At 71.6% G+C, this 23695-nt stretch carries 18 protein-coding genes and 1 tRNA gene; 7 read left to right on the top strand and 12 right to left on the bottom strand.

What is annotated here, in order from left to right; genetic code table 11:
- Positions 1–687: 687 nt before the first annotated feature.
- The 3 genes from ACQP2P_RS05705 to ACQP2P_RS05695 are packed head-to-tail and all read right to left on the bottom strand — an operon-like array spanning position 688 to position 3916.
- Positions 688–1140: a response regulator gene (locus ACQP2P_RS05705; RefSeq protein WP_433613885.1), complete on the bottom strand. Its 453-nt coding sequence runs from the start codon at positions 1138–1140 to the stop codon at positions 688–690.
- Positions 1137–2699 carry a sensor histidine kinase gene (locus ACQP2P_RS05700; protein WP_433613884.1) on the bottom strand — a complete coding sequence of 521 codons (1563 nt, stop codon included), beginning with the start codon at positions 2697–2699 and terminating at the stop codon, positions 1137–1139. The genes ACQP2P_RS05705 and ACQP2P_RS05700 overlap by 4 nt, the downstream gene beginning before the upstream one ends.
- A complete protein-coding gene (locus ACQP2P_RS05695) occupies positions 2696–3916 on the bottom strand; it encodes a PP2C family protein-serine/threonine phosphatase (RefSeq protein ID WP_433613883.1) in 1221 nt (406 codons plus the stop codon). Before ACQP2P_RS05695 ends, ACQP2P_RS05700 begins: the two co-directional genes overlap by 4 nt.
- A 212-nt stretch (positions 3917–4128) precedes the next feature.
- On the opposite strand from ACQP2P_RS05695, the gene ACQP2P_RS05690 reads away from it, so the two are divergent.
- From ACQP2P_RS05690 to ACQP2P_RS05680, 3 genes are all read left to right on the top strand, one after another.
- Positions 4129–5700, top strand: a complete 1572-nt coding sequence (locus tag ACQP2P_RS05690; protein WP_433613882.1) for a Na+/H+ antiporter — start codon at positions 4129–4131, stop codon at positions 5698–5700.
- The gene (locus tag ACQP2P_RS05685) at positions 5697–5954 is read left to right on the top strand and encodes a UBP-type zinc finger domain-containing protein (protein ID WP_433613881.1); all 258 of its coding nucleotides are present in this window, start codon (positions 5697–5699) and stop codon (positions 5952–5954) included. The genes ACQP2P_RS05690 and ACQP2P_RS05685 overlap by 4 nt, the downstream gene beginning before the upstream one ends.
- 205 nt (positions 5955–6159) lie before the next feature.
- Positions 6160–7254, top strand: coding sequence for a DedA family protein (locus ACQP2P_RS05680; RefSeq protein WP_433613880.1), 1095 nt, complete (start codon positions 6160–6162; stop codon positions 7252–7254).
- 562 nt (positions 7255–7816) lie between these two features.
- On the opposite strand, the gene ACQP2P_RS05675 is transcribed toward ACQP2P_RS05680, so the two are convergent.
- The 4 genes from ACQP2P_RS05675 to ACQP2P_RS05660 form a co-directional block, all read right to left on the bottom strand.
- Positions 7817–9172 carry a dipeptidase gene (locus ACQP2P_RS05675; protein ID WP_433613879.1) on the bottom strand — a complete coding sequence of 452 codons (1356 nt, stop codon included), beginning with the start codon at positions 9170–9172 and terminating at the stop codon, positions 7817–7819.
- A 936-nt stretch (positions 9173–10108) separates the two neighbouring features.
- A complete protein-coding gene (locus tag ACQP2P_RS05670; RefSeq protein ID WP_350616341.1) occupies positions 10109–11194 on the bottom strand; it encodes a M48 family metallopeptidase in 1086 nt (361 codons plus the stop codon).
- Complete coding sequence (locus tag ACQP2P_RS05665) at positions 11191–11898, bottom strand: uridine kinase family protein (protein WP_433613878.1); 708 nt, start codon at positions 11896–11898, stop codon at positions 11191–11193. The genes ACQP2P_RS05670 and ACQP2P_RS05665 overlap by 4 nt, the downstream gene beginning before the upstream one ends.
- A 130-nt stretch (positions 11899–12028) precedes the next feature.
- The gene (locus tag ACQP2P_RS05660) at positions 12029–13567 is read right to left on the bottom strand and encodes a cobyric acid synthase (protein WP_433613877.1); all 1539 of its coding nucleotides are present in this window, start codon (positions 13565–13567) and stop codon (positions 12029–12031) included.
- Positions 13568–13697: 130 nt separating this feature from the next.
- Here ACQP2P_RS05660 and ACQP2P_RS05655 point away from each other — a divergent pair, with 130 nt between their 5' ends.
- Both ACQP2P_RS05655 and ACQP2P_RS05650 read left to right on the top strand, forming a co-directional pair.
- Complete coding sequence (locus ACQP2P_RS05655; RefSeq protein WP_433613876.1) at positions 13698–14687, top strand: cobalamin biosynthesis protein; 990 nt, start codon at positions 13698–13700, stop codon at positions 14685–14687.
- Positions 14688–15317: 630 nt separating this feature from the next.
- Positions 15318–15884: a hypothetical protein gene (locus ACQP2P_RS05650; RefSeq protein WP_433613875.1), complete on the top strand. Its 567-nt coding sequence runs from the start codon at positions 15318–15320 to the stop codon at positions 15882–15884.
- 582 nt (positions 15885–16466) lie between these two features.
- Here ACQP2P_RS05650 and ACQP2P_RS05645 read toward each other — a convergent pair.
- Positions 16467–16724 (bottom strand): hypothetical protein, encoded by a 258-nt coding sequence (locus tag ACQP2P_RS05645; RefSeq protein ID WP_433613874.1) that lies wholly within the window; start codon positions 16722–16724, stop codon positions 16467–16469.
- Positions 16725–16835: 111 nt separating this feature from the next.
- Between ACQP2P_RS05645 and ACQP2P_RS05640 the strand changes: the two genes are divergently transcribed.
- Positions 16836–17123, top strand: a complete 288-nt coding sequence (locus tag ACQP2P_RS05640) for a DUF4287 domain-containing protein (RefSeq protein ID WP_433613873.1) — start codon at positions 16836–16838, stop codon at positions 17121–17123.
- Positions 17124–17415: 292 nt separating this feature from the next.
- Here ACQP2P_RS05640 and ACQP2P_RS05635 read toward each other — a convergent pair whose 3' ends face one another.
- Positions 17416–19470 (bottom strand): cellulose binding domain-containing protein, encoded by a 2055-nt coding sequence (locus tag ACQP2P_RS05635; protein ID WP_433613872.1) that lies wholly within the window; start codon positions 19468–19470, stop codon positions 17416–17418.
- A gap of 124 nt (positions 19471–19594) precedes the next feature.
- Between ACQP2P_RS05635 and ACQP2P_RS05630 the strand changes: the two genes are divergently transcribed.
- Positions 19595–20149, top strand: coding sequence for a hypothetical protein (locus ACQP2P_RS05630; protein WP_433613871.1), 555 nt, complete (start codon positions 19595–19597; stop codon positions 20147–20149).
- A gap of 667 nt (positions 20150–20816) precedes the next feature.
- Here ACQP2P_RS05630 and ACQP2P_RS05625 read toward each other — a convergent pair.
- The 3 genes from ACQP2P_RS05625 to ACQP2P_RS05615 all read right to left on the bottom strand — a co-directional run bounded on the left by ACQP2P_RS05625 (position 20817) and on the right by ACQP2P_RS05615 (position 23554).
- Positions 20817–20892, bottom strand: a tRNA-Arg gene (locus ACQP2P_RS05625).
- 149 nt (positions 20893–21041) lie between these two features.
- The gene (locus tag ACQP2P_RS05620) at positions 21042–21794 is read right to left on the bottom strand and encodes a single-stranded DNA-binding protein (RefSeq protein ID WP_433613870.1); all 753 of its coding nucleotides are present in this window, start codon (positions 21792–21794) and stop codon (positions 21042–21044) included.
- 143 nt (positions 21795–21937) lie between these two features.
- Entirely contained in the window at positions 21938–23554 is a 1617-nt protein-coding gene (locus tag ACQP2P_RS05615) for a methyl-accepting chemotaxis protein (protein WP_433613869.1), read from the bottom strand.
- Between the last annotated feature and the right edge of the window lie 141 nt (positions 23555–23695).

Genomic DNA, 23695 nt, shown 5'->3' with positions numbered 1-23695 from the left:
GCGCCGCACCCGCTCGGTCGGTCCTCCCGATTTCCGCGGCGCCCTCTCCCAATTCCGCGGCGCCCTCTCACACGGCACCTGCCGGAGCGGCCCGCCCCTGCCGCACGGCCGGCTCCTCCGCCGCACCCGCTCGCGCGGCCAACCCTCCCGCAGGGCACCCTTCCGAGCGGCTCGCCTTCCGCAGCGCTCTCCCGCACGGCCGGCTCCTCCGCCACACCCGCTCGCGCGGCCAACCCTCCCGCAGGGCACCCTTCCGAGCGGCCCGCCTTCCGCAGCGCTCTCCCGCACGGCCGGCTCCCCCGCCACACCCGCTCGCGCGGCCCGCCTTCCGCAGCGCCCTCCCGCACGGCCAGCTCCCCCGCCACACCCGCTCGCGCGGCCAACCCTCCGCACCTTCCCGAGCGGCCCGCCTTCCGCAGCAGCTACTCGTGCGGAGCCGAGCCTCCCGCCGCGACTGTCCCGCGAGCCTGTCGCTCTCCGCGGCCGGATCTCCCACTTGCTCTCGGAGCCGTTGCCGTTCCGCGTTACCGCGCCGCAGGCCAACAGCGAGGAGACCGACAGCAGCCGACATTTCCGATAAGTCCGACACTGCGTGATCGGACTTATCGCATTTTTACCCCGACAGGCGAAAAATCCGAAATGTCGTGGCGCGCAGCGCCCGACATTTCGCGCTGAAACCCGACGAACTCAGCCCCGCGGCGGCAGCTTGACCACGCTGACGAAGAACTCGTCGATCTGCCGGACCACCGCGATGAAACTGTCGAAGTCCACGGGCTTGGTGACGTACGCATTGGCGTGCAGCGAATAACTGCGCAGAATGTCCTCATCCGCCTGCGAGGTCGTCAGCACCACGACCGGAATACGCCGCAGGTCATGGTCCTCCTTGATGACCTGCAGCACCTCTCGCCCGTCCACGCGCGGCAGGTTCAGGTCCAGCAGGATGAGATCGGGCCGGGTCGCGTCGGCGAACTTGCCCTCGCGGCGGAGGTACGCCAGCGCCTCCTCCCCGTCCTGCACCACATTGAGCTTGTTGCGGACCTTGTGCTCCTCGAACGCCTCCTGCGTCATGAGCACGTCGCCCGGGTCGTCCTCGACCAGCAGCACCTCGATCGGCAGGGACGATTCCACTGGCGCGGTCATGCGGGAGACTCCTCTAGAGCGGGAACGGCTGCGGGCAGCGTGAACCGGAACAGCGTACCTTCGCGCGGCGAGGGATCGATCCAGATCCGCCCGCCGTGATATTCGACGATCTTCTTGGCGATCGCGAGGCCGATGCCGGTGCCGGGGTACGTCTCCTTGGCGTGCAGCCGCTGGAAGATGACGAAGACCTTGTCGGCGAACTCGGGCTCGATGCCGATGCCGTTGTCCTCGACGCTGATCTCGAACTCCCCGTCGCCGGCCGTGCTGTCGATCACGATCCGCGGCGGCACGTCGGGGCGGCGGAACTTGATCGCGTTGCCGATGAGGTTGCTGAACAGCGCGCCGAGCAGCGGCTCCTCGCCGCGCACGACGGGCAGGTCGGTGAAGATGATCTCGGCGCCGGTCGCCTCGCGCTGCGCGTCGAACTGCGCGGACGCGTCGAGCACCACCTTGTTCAGGTCGACGTCGGTGAACCCGCTGGTCAGACGGCCGATGCGGGAGAACGCGAGCAGGTCGTTGATGAGCCGCTGCATGCGCTGCGCCCCGTCGACGGCGAACCCGATGTACTGGTCGGCGCGATCGTCGAGCTGCCCGGAGTACCGTCGCTGCAGCAATTGGCAGAAGCTCGCCACCTTGCGGAGGGGCTCCTGGAGGTCGTGGCTGGCCACGTACGCGAACTGCTCGAGGTCCCGGTTGGACCGGGTGAGCTCGGCCGCCTGCTGCTCCAGCATGCGGTTGGCCTCCTCGACGAGCCGCCGCGCCTCCTGCACGTCCGTGAGGTCGGCGTTGATCCGCCGCCGCATGGTGTCGACGTCGTCGGCCAGCGCCGTCAGTTCCGGAGGACCAGAACTGCGGATCTGGTACTCGTAGTCGCCGCCCGCCACCCGCCGCACCTCGCCGGCCAGGTCGGTGACGGGGCGCGTGACCAGCCGGCGCAGGAGCAGCGCCAGCGCCACGCCGGCCAGGACGACCACGACGGCGGCGAAGATGAGCAGCAGCACGAGCACGTTGCCGGTGGTGCGCACCTGCCCGGCGACCTCGTCACGCCGCGTGACGATCTGCCCCGAGAGCGCGTTCATGCGCCCGGCGGCGTCGTTGTAGACGGCCCGCGCCTGGTCGGTCGGGGCGGCCGTCTCCGGCTTCACCCCATCCGCCCGCGTCTGGGCGATCAGCGGCTCCGCGACCTCGCGGCGGTACCGCGCCGTCGCCGCCGCGATCCCGTCCACGGTGCTCAGCAGCTTGGGCTCGTCCGCCAGCAGGTGCCGGGTGTCGGCGAGGATCGCGGCCTCCTGGCCCTGCGCGTCGCGGTAGTTGTCGAGGTCGGAGTCCTTGCCGGTGAGCAGGAACGTGCGGACGCTGGACTGCTGGCGCAGCAGCTGGGAGTACAACCGCTCGGCATTGACGAGCGCGGGCGTGAGGCGGTCCAGCACCTGCCCGGTCTCGCTGCGGTTGGCCGTGGCCGTCGCGGTGGCGCTGACCGCGATCACGACGAGGAGGCCGGCGACGACGGCGCACAGTGCGGTGATGCGCCGCCACAGCGACCAGTTGGAGGGGGTCATGAAGTCCTCGATGGAGTCAGCACGAGCACGGCGATGTCATCCTGCACCGGCCCGCCGTTGTGGGCCTCCGCCTGCAGCGTGAGCCAGCCGGGCAGGTCCCGGGGCTCGGCGCGGACCGGGCTGGTCAGCACGCGGCACAGCCCGTCGACGCCGAGACGGTCGCCGGGCGCCGCGTCCGGGCCGGCCGAGCCTTCGATCAGCCCGTCGGTGTACAGCAGCAGCGACCACTGCCCCGGCGGGCCCAGCGGAATCTCGGCGGGCGGCCGGGGCATCCCGGGAATGACGCCCAGGACCAGGCCCGGGTCGACGTCGCACGGGACCGCACGGTCCCCGGAGATCAGGATCGGCGGCGGGTGGCCGGCCAGGCGGATGCGGGCGATCCCGGCGCGCAGGTCGACGGTCGCGACCGCCACGGTCGCGAACAGCTCGTCGGTGCGGCGCTCGGCGACGAGGACCTGCTCCAGCGAGTCGAGGACCTGCTCCTCCGGCACCCCGGCCAGCACCAGGGCCCGCCAGGCGACCCGCAGCGCCACGCCGAGCGGCGCCTCGTCGACCCCGTGGCCGCAGACGTCGCCGATGAGCAGGTGCAGGCGGCTGCCGTCGTCGACCCCGATCGCGTCGAAGAAGTCGCCGCCGAGCAGCGCCCGGTCACGGCCGGGGCGGTAGATGCTGAAGAGGTCGGCGGGCACATTGCGCATCAGTGGCTGCGGGAGCAGGCCGCGCTCGAGCCGGGCCGACTCGGCCTGGCGCAGCTCGGACTCGCGCAGGAGCCGGGCCTGCTCGTCGGCGCGCTTGCGCTCGACCGCGTAGCGCACCGCGCGGGCCAGGCCGGCGCCGTCGACCGTCCCCTTGACCAGATAGTCCTGGGCGCCCTCGGCCACGGCCGCGGTGCCGAGGTGCTCGTCCTCCAGCCCGGTGAGCACGCAGACCGCGGCGCCCGACACGTGCTGCAGCACCTGGCGCAGCCCGTCCAGGCCGCTCGCGTCGGGCAGCCCGAGGTCGAGCAGGATGCAGTGCACGTCGCGGAAGCGGGGCCGCGCCTCGCGCATGGTCTGCGCGATCTCGACGTCGAACGGCGCGTCGGCCTCGGCGAGCAGCTCGCGGACCAGGAACGCGTCGCCGGGGTCGTCCTCGACCAGCAGCACGCGGATCCGCTCGCCGGCGATCGGTCCGATGCGCCGGTGGCGAAGATCCACGGTCGTGCTGACGTCGGCCATGCTCACACCGGCCCGGAGGGCAGGAGTATTTGCCGCGCGGCACACATGAGGACGATCCTCCCCTAGGTCACGGCTTACTGCATGTGCGGGAGCAGTCTCTCAGGCCCGCACGGGCTCGCGCACGCGCCGGTCACCCGTGCCGTTCGGCGACCCGCCCTGTGGCGCCTGTCACTCGTAACGGTGGCGAGCGGCGGCGTGGATAAGCTTCGCCCGTGCACGGGCTCGGGAACGTCGTCGGACTCATCGCGGTCGTGGTCGCGACCTCTGTCCTCGCGCGCCGCATCGGCGTACTGTCGCCGATTCTGCTGGTCGTCGTCGGCATCGTGATCTCGTTCGTCCCGGGGCTGCTCGAGATCGAGCTCGACCCCGAGGTCGTGCTGATCGGCATCCTGCCGCCGATCCTCTACGTGGCGGCGCTGGAGACCTCGGTGCCGGCGTTCAAGTTCAACCTGCGGCCGATCCTGCTGCTCGCGGTCGGGCTCGTGCTGTTCACCACGGCCGCCGTGGGGTTCACGCTCAAGATGCTGCTGCCGGCCGTACCGCTGGCCGCCTGCTTCGCTCTGGGCGCCGTCGTCGCGCCGCCCGACGCGGTCGCGGCCACGGCCGTGGCGAGGCGCATCGGGCTGCCCCGGCGCGTGGTCACCGTCCTGGAGGGCGAGAGCCTCATCAACGACGCGAGCGCCCTGGTCACGCTCCGGGTCGCGGTGGCCGCGGCGGTCGGCGAGGCGGTCGACGGCTGGTCGATCACCGAGCAGGCCTCCATCGCGGTCATCGGCGGCGTCGCGTTCGGCGTGGCCGGCGGGCTGCTCATCGGATTCGTGCACAAGCGGGTCAGCAACCCGCTCATCGACAACGCGGTCTCGCTGCTCACGCCCTGGGTGGTGTTCCTGCCGGCCGAGGCCGTGCACGCCTCCGGGGTCGTCGCGGTCGTGGTCTGCGGCCTGTCGCTGGGCCACCGCATGCCGACCCTGATGTCGGCGGCCTCCCGCCTGCAGATGGACGCCTTCTGGCGGATGGTGAAGTTCCTGCTCGAGGGGGCCGTGTTCCTCCTCGTGGGCCTGCAACTGCGCGCCCTCATCGCCGACGTGGAGCGCTCGTTCGCGTTCACCGCGGGCGCCCTGGCCGCCGTGGTCGGCGTGGTGATCGTGGCGCGGATCGTGTGGCTCTTTCCGACGACGTACCTCGCCCGTCTCATCCCCAGCGTCCGCCGCCGCGACCCGTCGCCCTCCCTGGCCACCCCGGCCGTCATCTCCTGGGCGGGCATGCGCGGGGCGGTCACCCTCGCCGCGGCGCTCTCGCTGCCGGCGACGCTCGCGGACGGGATGCCGTACCCTCGCGGCCTCTTCGTCATCCTGGCCTTCGGCGTCATCGTGGCCACACTGGTCCTGCAGGGCGCAACCCTGCCGACGGTCGCGCGCTGGCTCAAGGTGCCCGGCGACGATCGGACCGAGGATGCCCTGGCGGAGGCTTCGGTACAGCACGAGGCCACCCGAGCCGGCAAGAACCGCCTCGAGGAGATCGCCGGCGACGCGCCCGAGGGTGTCGTGGAGCGGCTGCGCCAGATGGCCCTGTCCCGCTCCAACATGGCCTGGGAGCGCCTGGGCCGCTCGGACCGGGAGACGCCGTCCGCCGCCTACGCCCGCCTGCGCCGCGAGATGCTGCGCGCCGAGCGCGAGGTTTTCCGCAAAGCGCGCGACTCGGGGAGAATCCCGGAGGAGACGTTGCGCCAGGCGCAGCGCGACATGGACCTGGAAGAGTCACTGCTTGAGCGGGGGGACCTGTGACCTGCGTGCATCTGGAAGCGGCCGAGAAGGTTGAGCCGCCGGCGGTGGACGGCTGTCCGGAGTGCAAGGAGGGCGGGTTCACCGACTGGGTGCATCTGCGCCAATGCCTCGCATGCGGCCATGTGGCCTGCTGCGACTCGTCGCCGCGCCGCCACGCGACCCAGCACTTCCTGGTCACCCACCACCCGGTGATGCAGTCGATCGAGCCCGGCGAGTACTGGCGCTGGTGCTTCGTCCACGAATCCCTCGGCTAGGGGATTCCCCCGGTCGGCCGACGGCTTTCGTGCACACCTTCCCACCTGCGGGTATGCGTGTTCTCAGCCATTTCAAAGGAGATGCGGGACACAATCGTGGTCAGTTGGGCATGCAGTGGGGTGCAGCCGTGTTGCCATGGTCAACGGGGGATCTTTCACGCGGGGTAAAGGGGCGGGCCATGGCGAGTCCGGAATGGTGAGCGCGGTGCTGGACCTGGTGTCCGCACCGGGCGTGCTCTACGCCACGGTTCTCGTCCTGCTGACCATCGACGCCTTCATTCCCGTCGTGCCCGCCCAGGCCCTCATGATCGGCGGCGGCATCCTCTCCGCCTCCGGCCACGTGCAGCTGCTGCTCCTGGTCCTCTCCGGCGCCGCCGGCGTCATCGCGGGCGACCTGCTGGCCTTCGCGGTCGGCCGCCGCCTCGCCCGCCGGGGCGAACGCCGCCGCCGCGAACTGCCCCGCCGCGCCGCCAAGGTCACCGCAAGGCTGAACGAGGCGATGCAGCGCCACGTCTTCCTCGCGGTCCTCTTCTGCCGCTTCGTGCCCGCGGGCCGCATGGTGACCGCCCTCTACGCGGGCCGCAACGGCGTCTCGACCCGCCGCTTCGCCACGTACGACGTGGTGGCGGGCACGCTCTGGGCCACCTACGGCGCCCTGCTCGGCCACTTCGGCGGCGAGGCCATGGCCGACTCGTCCTGGCTGCCACTGCTGCTGATCGCCGCCGCGACCCTGCTCTTCGTGGCCGGCGCACCGCTGCTGGGCCTGGCCGGCCGCCTGAACAAGGGCAAGGTCATCACCGAGCCGGCCCTCCTTCCCCAGCCCGCGACCGCCGCTCCGGCCGCGGTCACCACTCTGGGCGAGCCCGCCGCTCTCATCGCCCTCGGCCGACCCGCCGCCGGAGCCGCGCTCCACGAGCCCGGCGCTCTCCTCGCCCTCGGCCAAACCGCCGCCGGAGCCGCGCTCGACGAGCCCGCCGTTCTCCTCGCCCTCGGCCAAACCGCCGCTGGAGCCGCGCCCGACGAGCCCGCCGCCGAGGTGCCCGCCCAGGTCACGCGGGGCACACAGCGCCCGGCCGCTCAGCCGCTGGGCCTGGTGAACCGCCTCCGCCGCCGCAACGCTTCCCCCGGGCCCGAGGCCGCAGCTCCTCGCCGCCAGCGCATCTGCCGCCGCTCGGCGATGGAGACCCTGGCCGCGGTCGAGCCCTTGGCCGCCATCGAGGTCATGGCAGCCGCCGAGGCCGTGGCCGCCGCCGAGTCGGTGGTCGTCCAGGTGAACGGCCTGGAGTCAGCGGCCCAGTAGCACGTCACGCCGGCGCATCACCACCGACCAGCCGCACCCCGCCGCCGCTGGAGGGAAGCGCCGGATGCTCACGTGGCGGCGCGGGGATGCATCGCCACCGGCCAGCCGCACCCCGCCGCCGCACCTCGCTCAACCTTCGCGACCGACCCCATCCCACCGTCCTCGGCCGTATTCCTCATTCCTCTTCGAGGGCCTCGATGGGGCACCCCTTCTCCCGAGCCGGGCACCTCTCGCGAACACCTCAGCCATAAGCGCCCCCGCACCCGCGCAACAAACCTCGCATTTCGGGCTTAATCTGGCGCCTTAGGACGAGTCCTGCACCCGGGCGGAAACCGGATGCACCTCCGGCCAACTGAACCCGTGGACGGGCAGGGCATCTCCTGGGGGGCGCTTCGACGGCATGCCCCACGCGGGTGCGCTGCCGACGTTGCGCTCCCACCGCCCCGCGAAAAGTCCGACACTTCGTGATCGGACTTTTCGGATTTATACCCTGACGGGGGATGGGAGCTATTGAAACGAAATGCCCGACTCGATGCCGAGCCGGGCATTTCGCAACACAGGTTCAGGCGGCCAGTCGAGCAACCTTCGACAGCAGCAGCGCCTCGGCGATGCACACGCGCTCGAACTCGGCGAGGTGCAGGCTCTCGTTCGGCCCGTGCGCGATCGTGTCCGGGTCCTCGACGCCGGTCACGAGGATCGCGGCCTTCGGGAAGAGCTCCTGGAACGTGGCGATGAAGGGAATCGAACCCCCGATCCCCATGTCGACTGGCTCCGCCCCGTCCCACGCGGCCGCGAACGCCTCGCGCGCCGCGTCGTACGCGGGTCCGGTCGCATCGATCGAGCACGGCTCGCCGAGCTGCTCGAGCTCGACGGTCACGCGGGCACCCCAGGGCGCGTGCTTGCGGAGGTGGTCGGTGACGGCCTCGTACACTTGTTGCGCCGAATCCCCGGGCGCGATCCGCACGCTGAACTTCGCCTTCGCCCGCGGGATCAACGCGTTCGGCGCGCCCGACGTGGCCGGCGCGTCGATGCCGAGAATCGAGATCGACGGGCGCGTCCAGAGCCGTTCGACCAGTCGGCCGGTACCGATGAACTGCACCCCTTCGAGCATGCCCGCCTCCTCGCGGAAGCGCTCCTCGGGATAGTCGAGCGGCGCCGAGTGCGTGCGCAGCAGTCCTTCGACGGCCACGTCCCCGGCGTCGTCGTGCAGGCTGGCGATGAGGCGCGACAGCGAGATGAGCGCATCGGGCACCGCACCGCCGAACATCCCACTGTGCACAGCATTTTCCAGCACTTGTACTTCCACGAAGCCGTTGACGATCCCGCGCAGCCCGGTCGTGAGCGCCGGCTGGCCGACGGCCCAGTTGCCGGAGTCCGCGATCACGATGACGTCGGCGGCGATATCGTCGCGATACTCGCGGAGCAGGTCCTCGAGCGACTCGGACCCGTACTCCTCCTCGCCCTCGATGAACACCACCACCCCGACGGGCAGGTCGTCCCCGAACGCGCGCAGCGCCGCGACATGCGCCATGACCCCGGCCTTGTCGTCGGCGACCCCGCGTCCGTAGAGGCGCCCGTCCCGCTCCACCGGCTCGAACGGGTCGCTCTTCCACTGCCCGAGATCCCCGACGGGCTGCACGTCGTGATGCGCGTACAACAGCACGGTAGGCGCCCCGGCCGGCGCCGGCTTGCGTCCGATGACCGCCGGCTGCCCACCCTTGCGTACGATCCGCACATCGGGCAGCCCGACCCCACGCAGCAACTCCGCAACGGCCTCGGCCGAGCGCTCGACGTGGCTGTGGTCGAATCCGGCAAACGCAATGCCGGGAATCCGGACGAGCGCCTCCAGATCGGCGCGCACACCCGGCATCTCCCGCCGGATCGCGGCGCGAAGCTCTTCCTCGGTTCGCACTGTCATATGGAGAACTTACTGCCCACCGCCCACAGCCGCCCCCGCCGCCCCGGCTTCGCGAATCCCTGCCTCCCACCCCGAAACCCCCGCGCAAGCCAAGATCAGCGGACCGGGCATCGAACGAACCCGAGCCTCGATCGCGCGGGCGACCACCCACCCCGCAGGCGTCCTATCAAAGCTCGCCACGGCGGATCCAGCACGCTCGCGCTTACCGGCCCGTCACCCGCTCCCGGCACCCATCCGCCGGTGAGCCCTCACTCCAACGCCTTCTTCGTGGGCGAGGACCGCCCAGTGCGCTCATGCACCGGATACGCAGCCCGCGGAGCTGACGATCCGCCGAGATCATCGCACTGACGCCGCAGCCCACCGACCAGGCCCGCTCTCCTCACACGAGGACCGCGCGGTGTACTCGCGCACCGAACACACCACGCCGGGCACTGCTGTGCACGCGCGACGACCGCCCGGTGCACTCGCGCACCGAACACACCACGCCGGGCACTGCTCTCCGCATACAAGGACCGCCCGGTCACTCACGCACCGGACAAACCGCGTCGAGCGCCGCTCTCCACGCACGAGGACCGCCCGGTGCGCTCCCGCACCGAACACTCCACGTCGAGCGCCGCTCTCCAAACACGATGACCTCGACGCCGACATCGCCGACACCGGCACCCGGCTCCTCTCCGGCAGGCACCGTCGCCGGTTGACGAAGTCCGCCAGCGCGAACCACGGGCCACCCGGCGCATCACGGCATCGCAGAACCCACAGCCCCGCCGGTGCCGCTCGAGTCCCCCGCTGTGTGAGGGTGCGGATACGGGGGACGCCTGCAGCGGCATCGGGTTGCCTGGCCATTGGCCGGAACACCCGGTGACGTCAAGTTCCGCCGGATGCGCCCGACCAACGCCCGACCGTCCTACGACTCGGCGGGCCTACGACTCGGCCGCCCTACGACTCGGCCGTCCTGGTGTCCCCTCCGTCCGAGCCGTCGCCCCGCATCCAGCCCCGCATGCGCCCGGCCCCGGCGCCGACCCAGCCGCCGACGTCCGCCGCACCGTCCCCGAGCTTGCGCAGCAGCGACACCAGCGGGTCCTGCGATCGGCTGAACGCCTGCCGATACGAGGCCGCCGCCGCCTTGATCTCCTCGCTCACCGACGCGTTCCCGTCGTCCTCGCGCCGCGGGTAGTCGCCGGACAGAATCCGCTGGTACTCCCCGCTGTCGATCCAGGCCCGCACCTCGGCCGCCCGCGCGACGGGCATCGGGTGCGACCGTGCGGTGACCATCCGGATCTTGATCAGGCTGTCGCGCAGGTCCCCGGCCCGGTCGAACTCGGCCGCCTGCTCCAGGAACGCCGTCGTGTCGACCTCGGACAGGTCCCCGCCGCCGGCGAGCTTCATCGCCAGCCGCAACGAGGCGGCCGGGTCCTGGCAGGCGAGCAGCCCCGCGCGGTCGGCGGAGAGCTCGGCCTTGCGCCACCACTCCATCAGCGCCGCGACGATCGCCCGCAGCACCATCGACCCGACCGGCAGCCAGGCCAGCCGGACCGCCCAGTCCGTCAGGATCATGACCATCGTCCGGTACACCGCGTGCCCGCTCACCAGATGCCCGAGCTCGTGGCCGAGCATGCAGCGCAGCTCGTCGTCGTCGAGCAGTTCCACGGAGCCCGAGTTCACCACGATGAACGGCTTCGACATGCCGATACACATGCCGTTGATGGACCGGTCCTGCTGCACGAACAGCTCCGGCAGCTCGGCCAGGTCCAGCGAGGCCGCCGCCTCGGCGAGCAGCCGGTGCACCCGCGGATACTGCCGGTGGTCGACCCGGATCGCGTTGCCGAGGAACTGCAGCCGCCATGCCCGCTCGTTCCACAGTGCGTGCAGCGACTTGAGCACGTCGTCGAATCCGCGCAGCTCACGCAGCGCCACCAGTGCGCCCCGGTCCGCCGGATGCTCCCAGGCCCGGGAGCTGATCCCGGTCAGCACCACCCGCCGCCGCGCCGGAGGATTTCCGCTCTGCGCCTCGTCAGTGCTCATTCGCTCTGCTCCTCCCCGTCCGGCCTGCTCTCCGGATCGTCCTCCAGTGTTGCGCGGGCCGTCCACCCGCTCGGGACGGCGATGTACTCATTTTCGGGATCGTGGCCCTCCTCCGGCGCCCCGTCGACCAGTACATCCATGGCCATTTCGGTCGCATCCCCGGCGAAGTGCTCGTCCTCGGCGGCCATCCAGCGCTCCCACTCGGCCCGCAACCCCTCGCCGTCGCGCTCCAGCCCGCGCCGCAGCCGAAGCCCCCGAGGCGCCTTGACCAGCACTCCCAGCGTCAGGAACGGCCGCATCGCCACCGACCCGCTGCCCACCCCCTCGACCACGAGCACATCCGGCGGCTCGACCGGCGTCCATTCGTCCCCGAGCCGCTCCATCCCCCAGTCGTACCGCCGATAAGCCCCCGCCTCCCCCCGCCCCAGCGGTTCGAGGACCCATTCCCGCATCCGCGGCTGCCAGGCGAGCAGCTTCGCCCACCCGTCCAGGAAGTCATCGGTGTGCAGCACCGTCACCCGCCGCGCCGTGCGCTCGATCCCGTCGCCGTTCCCCCGGCCCTCCCCGAGCGCCCGAGCCAGCCGCCCGGCGAACGTGGTCTTCCCGGACCCGGCCCGCCCGTCGACCCCCACGACGCGGACGGCCCCCAACCGAGCCGGCCGGCTCAGCACCGACTCCGCCAGCGCCTGATACGTCCTCGGCATCACTCCCCCGTCCTCGACCACGTCGCCCGCCATTGACGCCGAAGAACGCTGCCTGACCGCCCGACTCATCGCGACCCGGCCAAGAGCATCGGCACCCTGTGGCGTCGGGACCGTTGCGCAGTCGCCCGGCTCATCGCAGCCCCACCGAGATCGTCGGCAGCCCCTCGGGCGCCCCACCCTCGATCAACCGCCAGAGCGCATCGGTGTCGAGATGCTCCTCCACGAGGTCCCCCAGCACGTCCACGGTCCGCTCCCGTAGCGCCGCGAACGACGTGTCCGGCGCCGCCTCGAACCCGTGCCGCCCGGCCAGCCGAGCCGCCTCCGCCAGAAACGCCCGCCGGAACCCGTCCGACTCGAACGCGCCGTGCCAGTGCGTCCCGAACACATTCCCGGCCACGATCCCCTCCCCGGTCCCGTCCGGCAGCCGGATCAGCGGCGGCCCGTCGTTGCGGGTGACCTGCCCGTGATGGATCTCGTACCCCCGCACCGGCACCCCCTCGAACGCCGTCCCACTCGGCAGCGCCAGGGTCTTGCGCTCGGCGAACGCGATGTCCACCGGCAGCAGCCCGAGCCCCGGGGCGCTGCCGCGCCGGCTCTCCACCTCGTCGTCGATGCGCTCGGCCAGCATCTGGAACCCGCCGCAGATCCCCAGCACCGGCCGCCCCGCCTTGGCGTGCCGGACGATCGCGTCGGCCAGCCCCCGTTCCCGCAGCCAGTCCAGATCGTCCACAGTGGACTTGCTGCCGGGCACGACCACCAGGTCGACATCGGCCAGATCGGCCGCCTCCACCGTCAGCCGCACCTGCACCCCGGGTTCGCACGCCAGGGCCTCGGCATCCGTCGCGTTCGACAGGCGCGGCAGCCGGATCACCGCCACCCGTAACCACTGTGTCCCCCGCGCCGGGGCCGGGCGGCCCAGCACCCGCCCGTCGTACGCCAGCGAGTCCTCGGCATCCAGCCACAGGTCGTAGGACCAGGGCAGCACCCCGAGCGTCGGCCGCCCGGTGAGTGCGGTCAGCGACTCCACACCCGGCCGCAAGAGGCCGGCGTCGCCCCGGAACTTGTTGATGACGAACCCGCTCACCAGCGCCTGGTCCTCGGCGTCGAGCAGCGCGACCGTCCCGAACAGTGCCGCGAACACCCCGCCCCGGTCGATGTCCCCGACGACGATCACCGGCAGGTCCGCGGCCCTCGCGAGCCCCATGTTCGCCAGGTCCATCGCCCGCAGGTTGATCTCCGCCGGGCTGCCGGCCCCCTCGCAGATCACCACGTCGTGGCGCCGCCGCAGGTCGTCGAGCGTCTCCAGCACCGTCGCGCGGAGCCGGTCCTTGATCTCCGCGTAGTTCGCCGCGCCGATGTGCCCGACCGCCTGCCCCAGCACGATGACCTGACTGCGCCGGTCCGAGCCGGGCTTGAGCAGCACCGGATTGAACCGCACGCTCGGCGCCAGCCCGCACGCGGCCGCCTGTAATGCCTGCGCGCGCCCGATCTCGCCGCCGGTGCCGTCCGGCTCGATCGCCACCGCCGAGTTGTTCGACATGTTCTGCGCCTTGAACGGCGCGACGTTGACCCCTTGCCGATGCAGCCACCGACAGATCCCGGCCGTCAGCAGACTCTTGCCCGCATCCGACGTCGTTCCCGCGACGAGCAGACCACCCTTGCCTTCCACGTCGCCCATTCTCACCCGCGGGTACGACACAAATTTCGCCCCATCACCTTCAGTAGTCGAAAAACTTCACTAAGCAACTCCCCCGCGCCGACTCCGAAAAAGTGTCAGAGCCTCCCGGTACGGTCGCGGCATGAAACTCTTGGCAGGCGCAAGGGCCGACGCGGCCGGGATCGCGCTCGGCGCCGCACTCGACGCGGTCTTCGGCGACCCGCGCCGCTGGCACCCGGTGGCCGGCTTCGGCCGCTTCGCCGGCGCCCTCGAGCGGCGGCTCTACGCCCGCAACCGCTGGGCGGGCGCGCGGTTCACCGCCGTCGCGGTCGGCGTGCCGGTCCTGGCCGCGGCCGCCGCCGCCCGCCTGACCCGGAACCGCCCGCTGGCCCGCACCGCCCTCGTCGCCGCCGCCACCTGGTCCGCTCTCGGCGGCACCAGCCTCGCCCGCGAAGGCCGGGTCATGGCCGCCAAGCTGGCCACCGGCGATCTGCCCGCCGCGCGGGAGCAGCTGCCAAACCTGTGCGGCCGCGACCCGTCAGGCCTCGGCCCGCCGGAACTGGCCCGGGCCACCGTCGAGTCCCTGGCGGAGAACACGTCCGACGCCGTCGTCGCCCCGCTCTTCTGGGCCGCGATCGCCGGAGTGCCCGGCATCGTCGGATACCGGGCCGTGAACACCCTCGACGCCATGGTGGGTCACCGTTCAGAGCGATATGCCAGATTCGGTACCGCCAGTGCCCGCCTCGACGACGCCGCGAACCTCATCCCCTCTCGCGTGACCGCCGCCCTCACGGTCGCCGCCGCCCCTCTCGTCGGCGGCAGCCCGTCCCGCGCCCTGCGCACCTGGCTGCGTGACGGCTCCCATCACCCGAGCCCCAACTCGGGCCAGTGCGAGTCGGCCGCGGCCGGCGCCCTGGGCGTGCGCCTGGGCGGCCGCAACGTCTACGGCTCGCGCGTCGAGGAGCGCCCTCACCTGGGCGACGGCGAGCCCCCGACGTCGTCCGACGTGCGCCGAGCCGCAACCCTCACGGTCGCCGTCGGCACCGCCGCGGTGGCCCTGGCCGCGGCCACGCGCCTGACCCTCGCCCACCGCCGCCGCCGCCGAAAACCCACCCGCCACCCGGCGCCCTGATCCCAGCCCGGCGCCGCACCTCTCAACCGCACCGCAGCAATCCGCACCGCAGCACACCGCGGCGCGGCGACGCCGCGCGGCCCGGCACACCGCGTGCGCCCGGCACGACGCGGCGCAGCGCGATGCAGCACAACACGGCGCGGACCAGCGGGCGCGGCGCGGACCAGCGGGCGCAGCGCGATGCAGCGGGCGCAGCGCGATGCAGCACAACACGGCGCGGACCAGCGGGCGCAGCACGAACCAGAAAGGCGCTGCACAGCGCAATCGAACCGACCGAGCGCATCCAACGTCGCGGATCGTGAGCGGCGGTCCGGGCCGACGTCGAGCCGCACCGGGCCGGCGTCCAGCCAAGAACAGACCAGCGGGCGCCATAGATCAGGATCGGGGCGGGCAGCGGAGCGACTCAGCCGGGTCTACACCTGGAACGGGAGGGGCTCTCCGCGGCAGCTTGAGCCCGAAGTGAGCCGACGATTCCGAACCGTTATCAAGCCGCACGGCAGCTACGGAGGTGAATATGGACACATCTGAGTGGTGTCAACTGGGCGTTCGTCCTGGGCGCGCACAGCTAGCAAGCACATGGCGCAAAAACAAGAGCTTGTCTCACTTCCGGCATGGTCTTACCTTGCACTCGTGCAGCTCGTGCTCCTGCCCGTACTCGCACCGCTTCGCGACTTCCGTCGCGACGATGTGCACGCGCCCGTGCTCGATGAGTTCATGGGCGGCCTGGGAGTCGGCTACAGCTACGGCCCACCATTCGGCCAGCGTCTCGTCACGTGGGCCGATCTGCAACGCATGGAGCTTCCCCGCCGAATGCTGCGCCGCCAGGCCGCCCACAACCTCGACGCACGACTCGGTGCCGTTGGTGTCCACGGACAGCCACCGGCGCTCATGCTCAACTTCGAGGGCATCGCCTCCAGCCTCCTGCTCGCCGAGGGGTTGTGGGCGAGCCTCGAGCGCTCGGTGCCCGGTGAGTTGGTCGTCGGCGTACCCGCGCGGGACGTGGTCATCGTGACCGGCTCCCACTCGCCGCCCGGCCTCGCCAAGGTCCAGCGCGCCGTCGACCGCATCTTCTTCGCCGGCGATCGGCACCTGCTCTCGCGCAAGATGCTGGTTCGGCGGCGAGGTATCTGGGAAACGTTCGTGCCCAATCAGACGCGTACGCCCGAGGCCGCATTCTCCGAGACCGCCGGGTTCTAGAGACCACCACGAAGGTTTCTGGGCCGCGGCAACTGCAGCCCAACCGCAGCGAGGACACCCGGGCCGCGACGACTGGCGAGCGTCGGGCCGCGACTAGTGGCGAGCTTCTGGGCCGCGGCGAGTGGCGAGCTTCCGGGCGCCGCGCGGCGAGTGGCGAGCGTCGGGCCGCGGCGAGTGGCGAGCCTCCGAGCCTCGGCGCGTGGCGAGCCTCGGCGCGTGGCGAGCCTCGGCGCGTGGCGAGGGGTGCGACTCGGCCCGCGGCGAGTGGTGAGCTTCCGAGCCGCGACCGGGGGACTGTAAGCGGCGACAGCCCCGCAGCACGAGCCGCGGTAGCCACGGCGAAACGGCGATCGCAGCGGGCCGGGCTCGTCGGCGCCGAAGAAGCCGGGGGCGCGGTAGACGCGCGCTGCACGGCCTCGACGCGCACGGCAGCGCGCCGCCGCGATGAGAACGTGGTCGCGGTGGGGGCCGCCGGGTTCCTGCTCAAGGATGCCGCGCCGGCCGAGTTCGGGCCGGGCTCACCGTCAGGTAGCGGCTGGTTCCGTGCGGCTCACGGTCGGGTGGAGTCCGAAACCGGGCGGCTCACCCGGCCAAATCTGTGGCGATGCGGCGCAGGACGTCGGTCGCCGGCTCGCCGGTCTGGCGTGCGTGGTCCAGCAGGATCAGGGCGGCCAGGTTCGTCATGCCGGTGAAGGCGCGGCCCACGTCCGCGACCGCGTCCTCGTCGCCGATCATCTGCTGCAGGTAGCCGCTTCTCGTCGCGGTGTCCTGCGGGGCTTGGAAGAGCAGGGTCAGGACTCCGATGGCGTTGCGGGTGTCGTCCAGGCGGCGCTCGTCCATGCCGACACAGTACGGGCGCGTCGGAAAAAAGTTCGGCGCGGCTGTCGAAAGCGGCGGGGTGAGTTCGACGCGTGGTTGCAAGGCAGGAGCCAACGCTAGGGAGTAGTGATCATGTCGTTCCAGGCCTACATCGACGCGCTGGAGAGCAGGACCGGGATGACGCCGCGGGCGCTGCTCGCCGTCGCGGCGGAGAAGGGGTTCGACGGGCCGCAGGTCAAGGCGGGGGCCGTCATCGAGTGGCTCAAGGAGGACTACGGGGTCGGGCGGGGGCACGCGATGGCGCTCGTGCACGTGATCAAGCACGGGGCGCAGATCTCGGACCGGCACGTCGGGACCGACGGCTCGCACCGCGACGCCTCCGACGTGCTGCTGCTTGACGGTGTGGCCGCCCGGCGCTGAGGACGATGGGCCCGGCGCTCACGACAGGCCGGCTCGCGCACAGACGAACCCGCGAACCGCTACGGGTCCGGCGGTCGCCCAACACGGCGACCGCCGGACCGAAGCTAATGCAGTGACCGCCAAGCGCTCGTCCGGATGTGTCGCGGACCCGGCAAAGGTTGGTGGACACCGCACTGGCGCGTGAACCCGCCGCCAGGTTGACCGTCACCACCCGCGGAGGGTGAGGCCACGGGAGTAACGGTCCGGACCCCGGCGGACATCGCGGTAGCTCTGAAATGCTGGAAAAATGTGGCTATCCGACCGAGCAGACGTTGCCGTTGAGCGTGAACGCCGCCGGCGGGATGTTCGGGCCGTTGTAGGCGCCGACGAAGCCCACGCTGGTCGATGCGCCGGGGGCCAGGTCCCTGTTGAAGTCGGCCGGGGTCACGCGGACCGTCGCGCCCGTCTGGGTCCAGGTGCCGTTCCAGCCGCTGCTCAGGCTCTGCCAGCCCGTCGGCCACGTGAAGGTCAGCGTCCAGTTGCTGATGGCGGCGGTACCGGTGTTGGTGATGTCGATGCTCCCGACGTACCCGTTGCCCCAGTCGTTGGTGTCCGCGAACCGGATGCCGCAGGTGCTCGTCGCCGGGGAGCCCGTGGCGAACGTCAGCGGCGGTGAGGACCAGCTCGCGCGGCCCGAGCCGTCGCGGGCCACGATGTTCACGGTGTACCGCGTGCCCGGCGTCAGGTTGCCCGCGGTGAACGTCGTCGACGTCGTCTCGCCGAGCTGCTCGGAGCGCGCGCCGACCTGGCGGTACACCTCGTACTTCACGCCCGCCTGCGAGGCCGGCCACGTGAGCGTCGCCGTGCGGTCGGTGATCGCGCTCGCCGACGGGCGGGCCGGCGCCTTCGGGGCGTTCGCCTGGGACGTCGCCGGGTGCAGGGTGAGCACGGCCAGCGAGTACGGCGCCAGGGTCTGCGCGACCGCGGTGCCGGACTGCGCGCTGGTGATGCCGCCGGCGCCGTTGAGCAGCGACTCGACCGTCGGCGCCGCCGAGGAGGGGGTGTACCCGTCGTAGACGATCTTCACCGCATGGCTGTTCGCCGGGTCCATGTTCACCAGCAGCACCGTGAGGTCGCCGTTGGCCCGGCGCGCGGCGTGCGCGGCGACCAGCGGGTTGTCGGTGCCGGCCCGGATGAGCTGGTCGCCCGGGTGCGCGAAGGAGTGCATGAGCTTCAGCGCGTGGTACGGCGCGAACGGGGTGTTCTTCGCGGGCTCGCACACGGTGTTGTCGGCGTTGCAGTTGCCGCTCGAGAGCATGCCGAGGTCGCCGTAGTCGGTCTGACCGGCGACGGTCGAGACGGTGCCGATGCCGTTGTGCACGTCCCACCAGTCGACGGTGAAGACGCCGTTCTCGAGCATGCCGCTGTAGGTCTGGGCCAGGAACAGCGCGCCGGGCTGGGTGTTCTGCCCGAAGCCGACGTTGGTCTCGGTGAGGCTGATGCCGATCCGGCCCGGGTTCGCGCCCGCGTACCGGGTGAGCTGGTCGCGCACCATGTACATGATGTCGTCGATCTGGCCCGGCTTGGTCAGCGAGTCCGCCTCGCCGTTGCCGCCCGGGTACCAGTGCAGGTCCACGAAGTCGATGGACGCCCCTGCGATCGACAGCACCACCTGGTTCCACGAGCCCGCGTCGCCCGCGCCGACGAGCGCGTCGGGCCAGTTGGCCGGGGTCGTGAGCACCGCGCCGACCTTGATGTTCGGGTCGACGGCCTTCATCGCCTTCGAGTACGCGACGACCTCCTCGGCGTACTGCTTCGGGCTCTTGTCCGCGTGGTCGTCGGCCTCCCAGGCGGTGCCATAGTGGCCGTTGCCGTAGTTCTCGTTGCCGATCGTCCAGTAGTTCGCGTGGTAGCCCTTGGTGATGTTCGCGTACCGCACCCAGTCCGCCGCCTCCTGCGCGGTGCCGGTGCCGTAGTTCGCGATGATCATGGGCTGGGCGCCGATGCGCCGGGCGCCGGCCATGAACGTGTCGAAGTCCGTGTTCGGGGCGACGTACCCGCCCGGCGCGGTGTGGGTCTGCCAGTGGTAGATGTCGGCGTACGAGCCGCCGGGGTAGCGCACCATGCCCACGCCGGCCGCGCCGAGCAGGTCGGACACGGCGGTCGTGCCGAGCTCCGAGTCCCAGATCGCGTGGTTCACGCCGAGCGCGGTATCGGCGACGGTGGCCAGGCCGGCGCGGGTGTTGACGGTGACGTTGGTGGGGGCGGGATCGGCGTAGGCGCTGGCCAGTGGCAGGCTGGACAACGCGCCGGCCGCGACGAGCAGTGCGAACGCACCGGCGGCGCGGCGCACTGAACTCTGGGGCATGGCGGCGGACCTCTCGCTCGGAGTGTGAAACGCTTCGATCCGGAAGCTGCGTCCCACCCGCCCCGGCGGGCAAGCGGCCGCCCGGCTTGTCAGCATTTGTCAGCGCGATCGCGGAGAACCTTTCATGGATGCGCTTCGCTTCCTCGCCGCACACCACGTGGAGGGCATCGCCCGCCTGCGCGAGCACCTGGCGCGCAACCCGAGCCGCGACGAGCAGCGCCACGGCCGCCTGCAGGCCCAGCTCGCGGCGCAGGCCCTGCTGGCCGGGGTCCGCCCGGTGCTCGAACCCCCGGTCGGCGACCTCCGCCTCGGCGACGTGCTGCTGGAGCTGCGCGGATTCAACAGAGGCGGCAGCAGTACCGGCACCAGCCGACGCCTCGTCCGGGCGATCGAGCTCAAGGCGAAACAGACCCGCACGGCCCCGTCGGTCTGGGTCTGGATCGAGGACGACGGCGCCTTCCCGGACCTGGACGACACGGCGGTCCCCGGCCTGGAGCGCGTCTTCGCCTCCTGGCCGCACCTGGAGGGCGTGGTGCTCTCGGGCCCCTTGCCGATCGCCTTGCCGCGCGCACACGGTTTCGGCCCGCTGACGGTGGTGCACCGCCCGGGCCTGCCGCCGGACCGGTACGCGCTCATCCACCGCCTGTGCTCGTCCGGCGGCCGCCCCTCCTGCACCTAGGCTTGGCGCCGACGCACGCCCGGCTCGCGTCAACGGCGCCGACGGGGCTGCTCGCGCTCGCCGAACCCGATGACAGGATCACGCCTGTGACGGAACCAGATAGCCGAGTACCGCCTGGCGCGTCCGCCCGACGCTGGTGACGGACGTCGCCGTGCGGCGGCTGCTGTCGTCGTTGCTGTCGGTTCGGCCGGCGACTTCAGCTCGTTCAAGCAACCCGGGGGCCAGAACTTGCCGTGCGGCCGGACGGTCCGGTCGCACGCGAGCGTATCGTTCGCTGTCATGATGTCTGGTGCCGGACTGCTGCCGATTCTCATCATTTACGCCCTTGGTCTTGCGATCCTCTACTGGGTGATCCGCTTGGCGGTCCGGCACGCGATCCGAGATGCTGACCAGCGTCGGCGTACGCAGGGCTAGCCGCCCGGTATGGTCGCGCTGATCTCAAAAGACCGGTGACGCCGGACGTAAAGCGAGCGGTCGGGTCGCCGATCGGCCCGCCGTGTGGTGAAGTCAAGGACTTGCATTTCAGCTGCTCTTGAAGCGAACAAGGGTCAGCCCGAACGTTTCTCCGGTACGGCCAGTCCTGCCTGCTCTACAGCAAGAGGCTGCCGGACAGATGGACCAGGCCCTCGGCGATCCCGACGAGATTGACTCGGTTACTGGTGAAGCGTGGTGCGCCCGGTAGGACTCGAACCTACGACCTTGGGATTAGAAGTCCCCTGCTCTATCCACTGAGCTACGAGCGCATGTCGTCGCACAGGCTACCGTCATCCCCCGTGACCGTGCTGAAGACCTGCCTAAGAACAGCACGCCGCCGGTTCCTGGAGCAACCGGGTAGACGGCGGGCCGGCGCCGTGGGCGGGGAAACCCTCGGCGCCGGCCTGCCGCCCGGTCCTCAGACGCCCACGGGCACCCGGGTGCGCGGCTTGCGCCGCGTCCGCGGGCCGGGACCAGGCTCGGCCGCTTCCTCCACGTCCAGCTCCACGTCCGAGTCGTCGTTCGAGTCCTCGTCGGAGTCGTCGTCGGAGTCGTCGTCGGGCTCGGTGGCGGAGCCGGGGGCCGGGGTCTCGAAGGCCGCGGCGAGGTCGTCGGTCGCGGCCAGCGAGGCCAGGATCTCCTCCGCGAACGGGTCGCCGTCCTCGACCAGCGTCACGACGCCGCCGAGGTCGGGGTCGAAGGCCTGGCGGCGCGGCAGGCCGTTGATCTCGCCGGCCGGGACCGTCGGGGCCTCGCCGATGCGCGCGTCGCCGAGCTCGTCGTCGATCGTGCTGGTCGCGGTGTGCGGCCGGATGCGGGCGAACCTGGCTCGCCCGCGCGAGAGGTCGTGGCCCACGGCCTGCGCGTCGAGCTCGTAGCTCACCCGGCGCACGTGGTCCTCGGTCTCCCAGTCGCGGCTGTACAGCCGGCCGGTCACGATCACCGGATCGCCCACCTGCACGCTGCGCGCCACGTTCTCGGCGAGCTGCCGCCAGCAGTTCACCCGCACCCGCAGGCTGTCCCCGTCGATCCAGCGGCCGTCGGCCCGGTCGAGGCGCCGCGACGTCGACGCCACCTTGAAGCTCGTGACCAGCGTCTGGTTGTCCACGAGCCGGCGGCAGTCCGGCGCATTGAGCACGTTGCCGACGACGGTGACCATGGTCTCGAACACGGTCTTGCTCCCTCCACGTTTTCCCTTGCGGTGTCGGGAGAGAGCGTGCGCGAAACGGGGGTCGGCGCGCTGGGCGCGGGAGCCGGATCTGTGGACGGCGGGGTGCTTGTGGACGGGGTCGCGGGCCGGGGCGAAGCGTGCTATCAGACCCGGAACTGGCCCACGAGCACGCGCAGCTCACGGCTCATGTCCGAGAGCTCCTCGACAGCCGTGCGGGTGTCGTGCACCCCGTCGGTGGTCACCCGCGCCGCGTCGGAGATGCCGGCGATGTTCGCGGCGATGTCGGCCGAGCCGGCGGCCGCCTGCGCGATGTTGCGGCTCATCTCGTCGGTGGTCGCGGTCTGCTCCTCGACGGCGGCCGCGATCGTCGTCTGGTAGTCCCCGAGCCTCCCGGTGACCTCGACGATCCGGTTGATCGCCTCCGTCGCGGCGGTCGTGTCGGCCTGGATGCTGGCGACCTTGGCGGCGATGTCCCCGGTGGCGCGGCCGGTCTCCTGGGCCAGCTCCTTGACCTCGTTGGCCACGACGGCGAACCCCTTGCCGGCCTCGCCCGCGCGGGCCGCCTCGATGGTCGCGTTGAGCGCGAGCAGGTTGGTCTGCCCGGCGATGTCGGTGATCACCTTGACCACGTCGCCGATCTGCGCGCTGGAGCCGGAGAGCCGCCCGATGAGGTCGAACGCGGACTGCGTGAGCTCGGTCGTCTGCCCGCCGACGCGGGCGGCCTCGGCGGCCGTATCGGCGATCTGCTGAATCGACGCGCTCATCTGCTCGGCGCCGGTGGCCACGGTGTGCACGTTGCCGGAGACCTCGTCGGCGGCGGCGACGATCAGCCCGGACTGCGCCGAGGTCTCCTGCGCGCTGGCCATGATGCGCCGGGAGGTGTCGGTGAGCCGCTCGCTGGCGACCGCGACGGTCGCGGCGGAGCCACTGATCGCCCGTACCGTTGCCGCGATCTTGTCCACGAACGTGTTGAACTCCCGGCTCACGGCCGAGAACTCGTCGTGCCCGCTGACCGTGAGCCTCTTGGTGAGGTCCCCCTCGCCCTCGGCGATGTCCGCGAGCCGGTCGTGCAATGCGCGCAACGGGCGGATGACGGACAACGAGAGCGCGACGGCGAGCAGGATCGACAGCGCGAGGGCGATGACGCCGACCGTGTTGGCCAGGCGCTGCGTCCGGTTCGCGCGCGCGGCGGCGGCCTGGTGCGCGGCCGCCTGGAGCTTCCTGGCCGAGGCCAGGAGCGCGTCGACGCCGTCGGCGATCCTCGCGTACACCTGGAGCCCCTCGCCGACCACCAGCTCATTGGCCGCGCTGACCTGCGCGGGCGTGCCGGCCCGGTAGCCGGCGACCACGCGGTCGTCCATGGCGACGAAGTCGGCGTACGCGGCGCGGATGGCCTCCACCACGCCCCGGTCGCCCGCCGAGAGCGGCAGCTTCGCCATCGCGTCGAGCTCGGTGCTGAAGTCGCGCATCGCCTGCAGATACGCGGCCCGCGTCTCGGCCGTGTCGTCCGTGGCCCCGGGCTGCCCGCGCACGACGTCGAACGCGTAGCCGACCTGCCACCCCGAGATGTCGGTGATACGGAACTTCAGCTGCTGTGCGGCGTCGAGCTGGGCCTGTGAGGCCGACAGCCGGACGGCGGTGTCCCGGGTGCCGCGCGCCGCCGAGATCGCCGAGAGCCAGATGGCGACGACGCACAGCGACACGACGAGGAACCCGACCACCAGCCGCGTGACGACCCGCGTCCGCCGGAGCGCGTCCATGCCCGACCTATCGGCGCCCCCGAACCGCACCGAAGCAAAACCCAAGATCCAAAAGCGGCGAGCTACCGCGATGTCCGCCGTGGTCCGGACCGTAACTCCCGTGGCCTCACCCTCCGCCGGGGGCGCGGTCGGCCTGGCGGC

The sequence above is a fragment of the Dactylosporangium sp. CA-139114 genome, assembly GCF_050955725.1.
In the GTDB taxonomy this organism is placed as follows: domain Bacteria; phylum Actinomycetota; class Actinomycetes; order Mycobacteriales; family Micromonosporaceae; genus Dactylosporangium.
This window is presented reverse-complemented; position numbering and strand designations above follow the sequence as displayed.